This window comes from Pedosphaera parvula Ellin514, assembly GCF_000172555.1.
Lineage (GTDB): Bacteria > Verrucomicrobiota > Verrucomicrobiia > Limisphaerales > Pedosphaeraceae > Pedosphaera.
This window is the reverse complement of sequence record NZ_ABOX02000008.1, coordinates 15,506-27,801: the sequence shown is the minus strand read 5'-3', so window position 1 is coordinate 27,801 and position 12,296 is coordinate 15,506. Positions and strand designations below refer to the sequence as shown.

Here is a 12,296-nt window from a genome sequence, read left to right as displayed (position 1 = left end):
GTGTATTCTACCAGGTCCTCATTCCCTCAATACTTCTTTAATTGTCTTCATTGGCAGAAAAAGCTGCAGTTCATTGGATGGCAACGGCACAAACCCAAATTGTTCGTAATACCGCTTTGCTGTTTCATCTTTAGCATCCACGAACAATCCGATGCCGCCGGCTTTTTCTGCAATCGCAACAACTTCCTTCATCGCCGCCACAAGCAAAACTCTCCCAATCCCCTGGCGGTGAGAATTCCTGGAAACTGCCAAACGGCCCAGCTTGAGTCCAGGCACATTGCGGGGAAATTTCTTCGCTATTTCCGGTGGCAATTCCTCCGCTGCCAGCTGGCAGATGTTCAGCGAATAAAAACCGAGGATGGGCTTTGGTGCCATCGCCTCCTCTTCAACCAGCACAAACGTTTTGGAAATGCCGCGCTCGGCATGCTGGCGTGCTGTCTGCTTCAGAAAAAGATTCAGAGGCTCACTGCCACAGTCAAAGCCCTCCCGGTCGTGCGCCTTGGAAAGCGCTTCGAGTTCAAGCACGCACCGACCTCTTGAAAGCGCGGACTGCCTCCTTTAACTGCTTGTTTGGTTTCGGCGGATGTTCCAACAGCTCGAACACCTTCTTCGCATCCTGTTGTGAAAGGCGAATCACCGATTCCCGCTCCAACACCCGCTGTGCTTCCTGATAGGCCGCCTGCACCACGAATTGATTCACCGTGGCCCCCAGCAGCTCTGCCGCCTGCTCCAGGGTCCCGCGCATCTCTTGAGTGATCCGCGCCGTAATCCTGGCTTTTGATTCATCAGTCGTGCTGGCCATAAATACATGGTGCCACTTTGGCACCGGATTGGCAAGTGGGAACCTCGGCTCACATCCATTTTGAGAAACCTCGCACCTTACCCGGAAGCGCTTCTCACCTCCGCCACCCGCTCATCCTGCGCCGCTATGGCATCCACCACTTCAAACACTATTTCCGCCAACGGCGTTCCAATTACCTCTGCCCGTTTCAACGCTTTTCCAACCAGCGGATTTGTGGCAATCGAAGTTTCATCCGCATCCACCAACATCAGCCCCGGACTCCCGCCTTCAATAAAATAATGCACTGCCACCCCCACACGACCCGCCGCGCTTACCTCCTCACCCCATTCGCCGAGAATCACATAAAACTCCGCTCCATGCTTCGCCACCTGTCCCACGGTCCAATGCACTTGATACCCCGCATACGCCGCCCCATCGCGATACACAAATCCGCTCACCATGCGATTCTCCCCGCCGCAACATTCGCACGGCCCGTAGTCCGCCACATTGCCTGGTTCAATGGTCAACATCAGCCGCTTTCAAATTCGATTTATCCATTTTAGTTTCAGCCTCCCTGACCGCTGCGGGATCCATTTTTCGAAGCAGCCTCTCAGCTCGATCACTTAACGTGGAGTCGTCACTCTTTCGTAATTCCAGCAGCTTTGGAATGGCTGCCTTTGCTCTCCTGCCGCCAAAGGATTCTAGTGCTCCAACGGCTGCGTGCCGGACCATCCTATCAGGATCATCAACGGCTTTTATGAGTACTGGGACGACGGTTTCCGGTTCCTGATGGATTCTGGCCAGCGCGACGATCGCACTATTCCGCACCGACGCACTCGGGTTTTTCAACATCCGAATCAAAGTTGGAATAGTCTCCTGGGACGCCGGGCCGATATCACCCAATATCTGCGCCACCAGCGATTGCGATAGCCCCGACAGGTTCTCGTCATAGATCTTGATCAGCTCGGGAACTGCCTCCTTGGCCTGTGGACCCAGGCATTTAAATGCCATGGCGGCCGCGACATATTTCACCGATGAATGAACATAGCCCACTCTGGATAAACCCAGCGCTTTCAGTCGAAACGCAATATTATCCTGCAGGGGACGGTTCTTAAACCTCATCATTTTCAGTAGGATGGGGATGGCATTGGTGCCCGCATGCTTGATCGCTCCATTTGCCTTGAATTGTTCGAAACTATCCGACACTTGATTAGTCGTCGGATAATACGCTTCGAGCCAGACACTCAGGCTTTTGCCCTCATAAATTGGTTCACGAGGCCGCATAACCTGCCAGGCGAACAGGGCAAGCAAAATGAGCACGAAACCGACAACGAGAATTCGACCTTTGTTCCCCACGAGAAAATCTATACCTGCTGTAATCGGTGCCGACGAGCCAAAACGAGCTCAAAAGAGAAGGTCAATCATGCTCTGAGTCGCGCCTCTATTGGTGTTCATTCGTGAAAATTCGTGGTTGAACTCCGTTTTCCAACCCACGACCAAAAAGAAACAGGCCTGACTTGCGTCAGGCCTGATGAGAACAAATTCTTATCTCCAGTGCGGCGCCGCAGACATACGCCTTAAATCACACACACGAAACAACTGCATTTTTGCACCGTCAACGCCATTACCTTACCCGATTCCCCCGTCCCCACCAGTCACCAGTACTGGGGACAAGCTCACCCGGACTTATATACTTTCCAAACGCAGATTTTTTAAGTAAGGATAGTGAGATTACTAAAGACGAGGCGGGTGTTATCTTATGAACGACGAACAATTCAAAAGGCTGGAATCAGAGGTTGTACATTTAAGGCAACTGATTCACTTGCAGAAAGCTGTTATTGAGGGGCTTAAAACCTACACGGTTTCAAGAATATCGGAAATCGCCAAAGTAGACAGGCAAAAGGAGTCTGCGGCGGTAGAGAGGCTTATAATGATTGCTTACGATCAACACATTTCCGAGCTTGAGAATTCTTTTCCCGCTTTAGCTGCCGAGATTGATATGCGCTCAAAGCTTCCAGATGCTGGCCAAGATAAGTGGTATTTTCCTTCAGAGCAGCCCCCCAAAAAAGACGAGCCACCAAAGTAGAATGTGATCCGGTATAATGCATGATGATTTCTTTACCGTATTGCAAATCATTTGCAATTAGAATTGCCAGAAATAAAAACCCCACCAGAATTATCTGGCGGGGAGATTTATGAATGTGTTCAGCCTTTATTCTTCTTCAGATGCTGAATCGGGAATTTCCGAAACGGAAATGAGAATAATTTGGTTAATTATTTCCACGAACCGGTAAACAATAATTAACTGAGGGATGCCAGCCACAAGCCTTTCAGTTTTCCAAACATAAAAATCTTTGGAAATGTTGTAAAAATGCTTTGGGTTTCTTGAAAGTCCCCATTCAATTGCCATATCTAACTCATCCATTCTGCTATGAGTTTGAGATATGCGTTCTATTGCGTCATCAAATTGATTTTCTCTAACGAACGTTACCTGCATATTCGGTGATTGTTTTGCGCGCCCAAGTTAGGTCATCTTCGTTAAGAGGGGCTTCTGTAAGCAGATAAGCATAGTCGGGAAGCTCTTCCATCATTCCCGCAAATTTCCATGATAGCTCCTCATGGGTTACGTCGCTTATGGCTTTGCCGTTGAATGGAGAAAGGGCGGAAATAACATTATCAATCAATGAGATTTCATCCACAGTGAACCCTTTAAGGTCTGGCTCTGTTAGCGCAGAAAGCCGTTTCTGGACCCTGCCAAAAAACTCTACTGGCTTTTCGTTAATCTTTTCATTGTCAATCAAGCTCTCCCGAATGGGCAAGAATTCCGATGGCTTTGGCGTTGGGCCAAGCCGCTGTTTAATATATTTGAATCCGGTAAGCTTCTTACCATGTTTCAGATAATGAACATGGTCGATATAGTACAGGACTTTGTTTAGAAGGATCGCCCCAAATCCAGGGCAATTCTCCATCTTTTGGCAAACGTAGATGATAAGGTTTTCCGCCTTCACCCTATCGCCGTTAAAAGCGGGGGGGGTTATTCTCATAGAATGAGTATAGGTAACGGTTTTGTTCATGCAATCCTCTTTTTGTCAAAAATTAATGTCGCGTTCAATGGGGTTTTAACCCAAAAGAAGCTTAGTATGCTTAAGAAACTAAGCCAACAAAGAACACTTATCCATTGCGGACATTTTTAGAGTAGAACAAACCTTGAAGAAAAGGCTATTTGACTCCCTGCTTGGCTTTCTTAGAACTTGGCGGTGGTGGTGCTGCCAGCATCACACGCAAAGCATCCTCAAACTTCACCCCAGACAGATTAAGCGATTCAGCTTTCGGCTTCGACGCCGAACGCGTCATAGGCTTTTTGGACGGCTTGGAATTTTTCGGTTTTGGCATAGTAGCGTTTCCATCGTAGTTGACGGTTTACAATAACCTGAAACCTTTCGACGAGAAACAGAAACTTAACCCTGCGCCCCATTCAGATCGCTTGGCGATAGGTCAGCCGTTTGCCTTCAATCCGGCCAACGGCTGCAACCATGCGCTCGCCGTCTGTTACCTTGCGATTGTTCCAGCGAAATTCAAATTCACCCGCATACTTTGGCAGATGCTCACGGCTCACATGGTGCCAGCTACCATAAACGCCACGCTTAAGCAGGCTGAAAAAGGATTCGCAAGTATTGATTCCCGCTTTCGTTCCATCATCCAGCTTGCGGCTGTATTCGTATTTGGAATGGACAACGGTGTTGTGCTGTTTGAATTCCTTCAAGGGATTACGATAAGCGCCGTGTTCGTCGGTGTTCACAATCGCATTCTTGCTCACTGATTCATTCAACACCCTGCCTAGATTCTTCTGGGTGACGTTGGACACAACTGCCGTACGCATATTGCCATCACGTTCAATCAGTGCAACCACGGGCGTTTTACGCGCCAGTGTGGTATCACGTGAACCTTTGCCGCCAACGAATGTTTCATCTACTTCGACAATGCCGGAAAGCTTCTTGGTGCTATCTCCACCCATTGCATAACGGATGCGATGAGTCATGAACCACGCGGTTTTGTACGTGATGCCCAACATCCGGTGCAATTGGTGAGAGCTAATCGACTTCTTGCTTGAGCACATGATGAACAGAGCCATGAGCCATTTGGAAATGGGAATATGACTGCCTTCAAAGATGGTGCCGACCTTTACCGTAAATTGTTTGCGACAAGCAGCACAGCAATACAGACCTTTGCGAGCTGGCGACTTGCTGGTTGCCTTTGGAGTGATGATGTAAACCTCGTTGTGCTTACAATGTGGACAGATCGGGCCATCAGGCCAGCGCATTTGTTCAAGTAATCCACGCGCCTTGTCCTCATCGGAATATTGGGCGGCCAGCGTTACTAGATTTAGCTCTTCGGGTTTCAGTTCCTTCTCTGTCATGGAGTGAGACTAACAGTTTGGTTGTGTTTGTAAAGTATATAATTCCGAGCTCACCAGCGAGAGCTGACCCCAAAAACGCACCTGTTTCTTATTGCTTGCGAGGCATGTTGAAACTGGGAGAATCATTTTCTGTAGCTATGACCAAAAGGAAGAAATTCAGTTTCATCCTGATCGCTGTCCTCGTGTTCGCGACAGGCGCCTTCCTTTATTTTCGCGCGACGGAGCGGCCCATCAAGATTAACGGCAAGCTTTCGCCGGAGGACGTGGCCGCCATCAAATCCGTCGTGAACCGTGAAATCTGGCGCAGCGCCTTCCCTGATTTTTCGTTCAAGACATTCAAGAATCTTCCCGGTGCCATCAAAACGAGTTGGAGTCTTCGCATCGTTTCGATCGATTCGCTTAACGGGCTTACCGACCCTGGTTGGCTGGCGAAGACCGCCTCGGCCAATGTTATTTTTGGAAAATCCGAGCGCGGAGGAATCTACACTTACGCTTGCACCAAAAGCTCCAATCAATGGGTCTTCGTCATGCGCGTCGGGCCGAAGCGTGAAATCGATTCCTATCTGTTTTGATTTATCTCCATGGGCATGACCAAAAGGATGAAACTCGGTTTGGGCTTGGCTGCTGTTCTCATATTGGCGACGGGAGCCTTCCTTTATTTTCGTGCGACCGAAAAGCCCATCACGGTGAAGGGGCAACCGCTTTCCGCTAAAGATATAACCGCCATCAAAAGGATCGTGCACCATGAAATCTGGTATTACACCTTTTCTAATTTTTCGTTTAAGACTTTCAGGTATTTGCCGACGGACATCAAAAGGGGCCTGACCTTTCACATCGACTCGATTGAATCGTTTGACACGTCTGCCGACCCTGTTTATGGGCGCAGGAGCGCCACGGCCAACGTGACTTATGGAAAATCCAAGTTTGGCGGTAGTTATGTCTGCGTCAAAAGCACCAATCAGTGGATACTTGTCAAGATGGTCCTGCCGGACTGAGGTAAAACCCATTCAAAACGCCGCATTAACGTCACGGAATACACGGTGTCGCCTCTTCATCATCGACAAAGTTGTTCTCCACGAATACATCTGACTCATATTCATCCATGACCAAAAGGAAGAAACTCGGTTTTGCCCTGATCGCTATCTTGATTATGGCGACCAGTGCCTTCCTTTATCTGCATGCGCCGGATAAGCCCATTCGGATAAACGGCAATCTCGCTCCAGAAGACCTGGCTGACGTCCAGTCCATCGTCCGCCGCGAAATCTGGCGCGGCACCTTTCCAGACTGGTCCTTCAAAACGTTCAGGAATCTCCCGGGCGCGATCAAAACCAGGCTGAACCGTCGCGTAGTTTCGATTGATGTCTTTTATGGAGAAGATTGGCCTCCGCAGCCAACTCTGGTCTCTGGCGACAGTTGGCTCATTCAGAATGCTTTGGTGAATGTATCGGGTAAAACATATGATGGGGCACTTTATACATATTCCTGCACCAGAATTTCCAATCAATGGGCAATTGTCAGCAGAGATATAAGATATGGATGGTAAGAATTGAGTAAAGGAAGCTGGCCATCTCAGCGACTGCCGAAGCCAATTTGCACTGCAACCTTGACACCGTTGCCACAGCAACCCAGCTTCCAATGACATGACCAAAAGGAAGAAACTCGTTTTAGCCTCGCTCGTTGTCCTTTTATTGGCTACGAGCGCCTTCCTTTATTTCCGCACAACAGACAAACCCATCCGAATTAACGGCAATCTCGCTCCAGAAGACCTGGCTGCCGTCCAGTCCATCGTCCGCCGCGAAATCTGGCGCAGTAATTTCCGGAACTTGTCATTTAAACCTTTCAGGAATCTCCCGGGCGCCATCAAGACCAGCCTGAGTCTTCGCATCGATTCGATTGATGTCCTCTCTGACGACGCCTGGCAGCGCAAGTTGGCTGAGGTGCAAGTGGTCTCCGGCAAATCGTCGCGGAACGCGGTTTGTACTTTTGTCTGCGCCAAAAGTTCGAACCAATGGGACGTCGTCTCGAGAATAGGCCCGCCCCGCTACATCGATTCGGACCGTATTCAAAAGCTCACACCTTAATAGCAACTGAAGGAGCCATCCGCCTTGGCTTGTGTTTGCCAAGGATTTGCGATACAGTCCCTGCACCAACCGGCAGAAATCATGAAAACACACAGCCAGCGCCTAAAAACTTTCCTCGCCACAAGCACAGTTGTCGCCACCTTTCTCTCCAGCTCGCTGATACTCTCCGCCGCTGCGAACTCAGCGAACGAAAACTGGCCCCAATGGCGCGGCCCGCTCTCCACCGGCGTCGCTCCCGATGCCAATCCGCCATCCAATTGGAGCGAAACCAACAATATCAAATGGAAGGTAAAAATCCCTGGCAACGGCAATGCCACGCCGATCATTTGGGGCAACCAGATTTTCATCCAAACCGCCATCGCCACCGGCAAAAAGGTCGAAGGCGCGACTGAAAAGAAACCCGAAGCGACACCAGCAGCTGCCGATGCGCCCGCTGACAACCAACCACGCCGTCGTCCTGGTCCGCCGGGAGGAGGCATGCGTTCTGATAAGCCGGACGAGAAATATCAGTTCGTATTACTCTGCCTCGATCGCCAGACCGGCAAAACGCTCTGGCAAAAAGTTGCCCGTGAAGAAGTCCCGCACGAGGGCCATCATCCCGATCACGGTTTCTCCTCCTACTCGCCCGTCACCGACGGCAAATACGTTATCGCCTACTTCGGCTCACGCGGCATTCATTGCTACGATCTACAGGGCAATTTGAAATGGTCAAAAGACCTCGGCCATATGCAAACCAAAATGGCTTTCGGCGAAGGCAGTTCGCCCGCGCTCTTTGGCGACACCATCGTGGTCAATTGGGATCACGAAAGCGGTTCATTCATCGTTGCGCTCGACAAGAAGACCGGCAACGAACTTTGGCGTCAACCGCGCGAGGAAGGCACTTCCTGGGCATCGCCCATCATTGTGGATTACAAAGGCAAGCCCCAGGTCATCACCGACGCTTCCAACAAAATCCGCAGTTACGACCTCGCAACCGGAAAGATCATTTGGGAATGCACCGGCCTGACCGCGAATGTGATTCCCAGTCCCGTTGCCGACCAAGACACCGTCTATTCGATGAGTGGATTCAAAGGCAACGCCCTGCTCGCCATCAAACTGGGCCACACCGGCGACCTCACCGGCACCGACGCCATTGCCTGGAGCCACAACAAAAGCACTCCCTATGTCCCTTCACCATTGCTCTACGGCGACAAGCTCTATTTCTTCGCCGGCAACAACGGTATGATCTCCTGCTTCGACACCAAGTCCGGCAAACCACTGATCGATGCCGAGCGACTGGAAGATATCAAAGGTGTTTATGCCTCGCCCGCCGGTGCAGCCAATCGCGTTTACCTCGCCGGCCGCAATGGCGCGGTGCTCGTTATCAAGAACTCGGATAAGCTTGAAATTCTTGCCACCAACAAACTTGACGATGAATTCGGAGCCTCCCCGGCCATCGCCGGCAAGGAACTGTTTCTTCGCGGCAAGGAATCACTTTATTGCATTTCCGACAAATAATCCTGACAGAAACCTGCGGTTCCACCGTTCCATCCTTGACCAACACTCCATCGCTCAAGCTAGAGTTTCGCCATGTCATGCTCACATATAAGGAAAGCCGCGGTGCATGTGGTCTCCCGCAATCTTGATTAATCCCAGGCGCGGAAGACTCATTTCAAAATGTCCTCATCCTTTACCAACCCGATTACCGCGGAGGCTCCGGCCCGGGCTGAACTCAAACCGGCCACCAGTCCGCAGCCAAAACTCACTCGCCATTTGCAATCCCACATCGGTTGGGTCATGAGTCTTTTCCTGGTCGGTTTGGGAGTCAAACTCGGTTTGATCTGCCGGTTTGCAACCTCCCTGCCCTTTTTCGACCAATGGGGTGCTGAAGCGGGCCGTCTTTACAGCCCTTATTTTCAAGGACATATACCTTTTGAAAATTGGTTCAAAGCGCATAATGAACACCGGCTTTTCTTCACCCGCATTTATGACTTCGCCCTGCTATTGCTAAACGGACAATGGGATAGCCGCCTGCAAATGGCAGGGAATGCCCTCATTCATTGCGGCGCCATCGCCGGCCTCGGCTGGCTGCTGGCCCACTTGATGGGTAAAAAAACATGGCCATACATCTGGTTGCCACTGGCCCTGGCCTTGGTGCTGCCTTTTGCCTGGGAAAATACTCTGGCCGGATTTCAATCGCAGTTCTATTTCCTGATGCTCTTTTCCATGCTGACCATCTGGCTGCTGAGCCTGAGTGAACCGCTCTCCCGCCGCTGGTGGCTGGGCGTCGCGGCTGCCATCGCATCCTTGTTTACGACCGCTGCCGGAATGCTGGCGTGCGCCGCCGTCGCTGCCCTGGTTGTCCTCGAGATCTTGAAAGTAAGACGAATTCAACGGCGCCACGTTCTTACTCTGGCCGTCTGCTTCGCAATCGGGATAGCTGGGCTTTTATTAAAGAAGGACGTCCCATCCACCGCCGTCTTGAAAGCCAATTCACTGCATTTCTTCTTCATGGCGCTCGGTAGAAATTTTACCTGGCCGCGCATCTGGCTCTTCGACGAATCAACCTGGCATTTGCTTCCGCTGTTCGTTCTCGGCTGGATGTATTTTAGATCATCCAGAAAGGATGCCGCCGCCGATCGCATGATTCTGGGAATGGGTGTTTGGGTGATTCTGCAATGCCTGGCCACTGCTTATGCGCGTGGCGTCAATGGCTCCGCACCCGCTTCCCGCTACATGGATTCAAATAGTTTCATCATGATTGCCGGCGCATTGAGCATTATCAGGCTGCTGACTGCCTATCGGCAAACCATGTGGTTTACCACCTTGTTCGCCGTCGTCACAATTTCCTACATCTGGATCAAGCTCTTCGCTGGCGGCCTGTGGGAGCTCAGCGTCGCCGGCTGGAATCACGACATTCCTGAACGCGTATATTCCCAGCGCATGTGGCTGAAAACCACCCGCGCTTTCCTGGCTACTGATGATCTCCATGCACTTCAGGGAAAACGTTTCATGGAAATCGCTTATCCTGATCCGGAGAAATTGGCCACCTTTCTGCGCGATCCGCACGTTCGTCGCATTCTGCCGACCTGCGTGCGCGAATCTTTGAAAGTCAGCCAAATTGAAATGGGCGATCATCCCTTTTTGCAAATGACCAACGCGGCAAATCTCACCGATACACCCGCGGGTCCTTACTGGATTTCACCAGCCCTGGGCACCAGTGGTAAATTCGAAAGCCTTCCCATTGCCCCGGGCGCCTTGCCCTACCTGGAAATTCCTGTGGCTGGTTATCTCGCGGCACCAGGTGCGTCACTGGAGCTGCTGGACCTGTCCACCAGCCGGATCATTCGAGTCCAGCCACCGCGAACGGGCGCTGAAAACTGGCAGAGTGTTTTTGTAAAAGCACCCGCCGGCAAGTTCAAGATTCTCGCCACCTCCAGCCCGGATAATTGGTTTGCCTTCAAGGAACCCCGCGAACTCGGACGCTTCTCTTATTGGACCATGCTATTGCTCGGAGCCTGGAAGTGGGTTTTGTGGCTTGGCCTTGGCTGCCTCGTTTTGAACCTGCTGCTGCTCATGCTTCCCAGACGCCTCGATTCGTCCGCGACTAATCAGGACAGGCTGCAAGCCCCTGCGCCATGAATAAATTGTAATTTTGCTTTCATTGCAGGTTCATGAATGTGTGCTTAAATCATTATTGTTCCCAAACAGCATTTGGAACATAAGTTAGAAATGAGCAGGCAGAAACCGGGAGTCAGAACATGAACCGAATCGCTATCTTTTTATTAAGCATCGCCGCCGGTGGTGCGCTCGCCTGGATGGTTGCCGTCAAAAATCAGGAAGCCCGATTCACCACGTTGCTTGCCGCTCAACAAGCTTCGTGGGATAAAGAGAAAGCAGCCTTGGAAGCCGCCCTTCAGTCCCAGCCCAAACAGGCCGTCAAGCTGGCCTCCTCTGCCATGCCGGTTGAGCCTGCGGCCAGGCAGATGACTCCCAGCGAGATCATTGCAAATCTCAAAGATCCCCGGCTTGGCACCTCGCCTCGCGGCATTCGCGCTGCCATTTACAATCTGGAGACTCTCATTGCCGCCGGTACCAACGCACTTCCTGCCATTCGCGAATTCCTGGCTGAAAATAAGGATATTCCGTACGATTTCGCCGGTGGCAAGGGCATGAAGCATTCCCGTCTGCCGACCGATTTTCTGGTGCCTCCCTCGTTGCGTTTTGGCCTGTTTGATGCGGCCAAACAGATCGGTGGTCCTGATGCTGAAAAGCTCCTTGCCGATATGTTGCAAACGACCGGCAGCGGAATGGAAGTCGCCTGGCTCGCCAAAACCTTGCAGGAAATGGCTCCAGACAAATATCGTGACACAGCGCTGGCAGTGGCTCGTGACCTGCTAACTCATCCTGTCGCTGGCGGTTCGAACGACAAATATGAACGCGATTTTCTTTACGGCGTTCTCTCCACGTACAATGACGCGTCACTTGTGAGTCAGTCTCAAGCTCAACTCATTGCGCCTGACGGGCAAATCGACCGCTCTGCGTTGCGATATATTCAGCAAACCCTTGGTGAACAGTCTCTGCCCATCGCGATGCAGGCTTACAATGATCCTCGCGTCGATCCCGCAAAAAAGGAAACCCTGGCTCGTATTGGTTTATACTATGCGGGTGACAATCCTCAGGCCAACCAACTCTTCGACGCCGCCGTCCACAATGAAAGTCTCTCCGTCGATGCCCGCCGCAATTTTATCGAGGATCTAAACCAGGACGGCATTTCCAATCAAAAGAATCCGACACCCGAGGACCAAAAAATTATCGAAGCCCGCATAAAATTGATTCAAAGTTATTATGACAACGGCGGGATGAATCAACCGATCTTGAACGGAGCCTTGAACGAAGCCATGAAGGACTTGCAGGGCTTGTTGCAGAAAATGGCCCAATCCTCCGCCACTCCACACCAATAAACCCGGGCCAGCCTTTTCTCAATCTATTCACCACGGATTGTCGTGCCCTCCGTTTGTTGCGACCGGTTTCGAGC

15 protein-coding genes are annotated in these 12,296 nt (G+C 51.2%); 8 read left to right on the top strand and 7 right to left on the bottom strand.

Features of this window, described 5'->3' with window-relative positions; translation table 11 throughout:
* Window positions 1-18: 18 nt before the first annotated feature.
* The 4 genes from CFLAV_RS08155 to CFLAV_RS08140 all read right to left on the bottom strand — a co-directional run bounded on the left by CFLAV_RS08155 (window position 19) and on the right by CFLAV_RS08140 (window position 2,137).
* Window positions 19-525: a GNAT family N-acetyltransferase gene (locus tag CFLAV_RS08155; RefSeq protein WP_007414198.1), complete on the bottom strand. Its 507-nt coding sequence runs from the start codon at window positions 523-525 to the stop codon at window positions 19-21.
* Window positions 518-802, bottom strand: a complete 285-nt coding sequence (locus CFLAV_RS08150) for a type II toxin-antitoxin system TacA family antitoxin (protein ID WP_007414197.1) — start codon at window positions 800-802, stop codon at window positions 518-520. Before CFLAV_RS08150 ends, CFLAV_RS08155 begins: the two co-directional genes overlap by 8 nt.
* A 77-nt stretch (window positions 803-879) precedes the next feature.
* The gene (locus CFLAV_RS08145; protein WP_007414196.1) at window positions 880-1,311 is read right to left on the bottom strand and encodes a hypothetical protein; all 432 of its coding nucleotides are present in this window, start codon (window positions 1,309-1,311) and stop codon (window positions 880-882) included.
* The gene (locus CFLAV_RS08140) at window positions 1,298-2,137 is read right to left on the bottom strand and encodes a HEAT repeat domain-containing protein (protein ID WP_007414195.1); all 840 of its coding nucleotides are present in this window, start codon (window positions 2,135-2,137) and stop codon (window positions 1,298-1,300) included. The genes CFLAV_RS08145 and CFLAV_RS08140 overlap by 14 nt, the downstream gene beginning before the upstream one ends.
* Window positions 2,138-2,540: 403 nt before the next feature.
* Between CFLAV_RS08140 and CFLAV_RS08135 the strand changes: the two genes are divergently transcribed.
* Entirely contained in the window at window positions 2,541-2,867 is a 327-nt protein-coding gene (locus CFLAV_RS08135; RefSeq protein WP_007414194.1) for a hypothetical protein, read from the top strand.
* A gap of 126 nt (window positions 2,868-2,993) precedes the next feature.
* Here CFLAV_RS08135 and CFLAV_RS08130 read toward each other — a convergent pair whose 3' ends face one another.
* The 3 genes from CFLAV_RS08130 to CFLAV_RS08120 form a co-directional block, all read right to left on the bottom strand.
* Window positions 2,994-3,206 carry a hypothetical protein gene (locus CFLAV_RS08130; RefSeq protein ID WP_007414193.1) on the bottom strand — a complete coding sequence of 71 codons (213 nt, stop codon included), beginning with the start codon at window positions 3,204-3,206 and terminating at the stop codon, window positions 2,994-2,996.
* A 52-nt stretch (window positions 3,207-3,258) separates the two neighbouring features.
* Window positions 3,259-3,855, bottom strand: a complete 597-nt coding sequence (locus CFLAV_RS08125; protein ID WP_007414192.1) for a Panacea domain-containing protein — start codon at window positions 3,853-3,855, stop codon at window positions 3,259-3,261.
* 401 nt (window positions 3,856-4,256) lie between these two features.
* The gene (locus CFLAV_RS08120; protein WP_007414190.1) at window positions 4,257-5,198 is read right to left on the bottom strand and encodes an IS1595-like element ISVer1 family transposase; all 942 of its coding nucleotides are present in this window, start codon (window positions 5,196-5,198) and stop codon (window positions 4,257-4,259) included.
* Between the two features lie 137 nt (window positions 5,199-5,335).
* On the opposite strand from CFLAV_RS08120, the gene CFLAV_RS08115 reads away from it, so the two are divergent.
* From CFLAV_RS08115 to CFLAV_RS08085, 7 genes are all read left to right on the top strand, one after another.
* The gene (locus tag CFLAV_RS08115; RefSeq protein ID WP_007414189.1) at window positions 5,336-5,770 is read left to right on the top strand and encodes a hypothetical protein; all 435 of its coding nucleotides are present in this window, start codon (window positions 5,336-5,338) and stop codon (window positions 5,768-5,770) included.
* A 15-nt stretch (window positions 5,771-5,785) separates the two neighbouring features.
* Entirely contained in the window at window positions 5,786-6,193 is a 408-nt protein-coding gene (locus CFLAV_RS08110; protein WP_083808823.1) for a hypothetical protein, read from the top strand.
* A gap of 107 nt (window positions 6,194-6,300) precedes the next feature.
* Window positions 6,301-6,741 carry a hypothetical protein gene (locus tag CFLAV_RS08105; RefSeq protein WP_007414187.1) on the top strand — a complete coding sequence of 147 codons (441 nt, stop codon included), beginning with the start codon at window positions 6,301-6,303 and terminating at the stop codon, window positions 6,739-6,741.
* A gap of 97 nt (window positions 6,742-6,838) precedes the next feature.
* A complete protein-coding gene (locus tag CFLAV_RS08100; RefSeq protein WP_007414186.1) occupies window positions 6,839-7,279 on the top strand; it encodes a hypothetical protein in 441 nt (146 codons plus the stop codon).
* A gap of 81 nt (window positions 7,280-7,360) precedes the next feature.
* Window positions 7,361-8,776, top strand: a complete 1,416-nt coding sequence (locus tag CFLAV_RS08095; RefSeq protein WP_007414185.1) for a PQQ-binding-like beta-propeller repeat protein — start codon at window positions 7,361-7,363, stop codon at window positions 8,774-8,776.
* A gap of 159 nt (window positions 8,777-8,935) precedes the next feature.
* Complete coding sequence (locus CFLAV_RS08090) at window positions 8,936-10,900, top strand: hypothetical protein (protein WP_007414184.1); 1,965 nt, start codon at window positions 8,936-8,938, stop codon at window positions 10,898-10,900.
* A 119-nt stretch (window positions 10,901-11,019) separates the two neighbouring features.
* Entirely contained in the window at window positions 11,020-12,222 is a 1,203-nt protein-coding gene (locus CFLAV_RS08085) for a hypothetical protein (protein WP_007414183.1), read from the top strand.
* The last annotated feature ends 74 nt before the right edge of the window (window positions 12,223-12,296 follow it).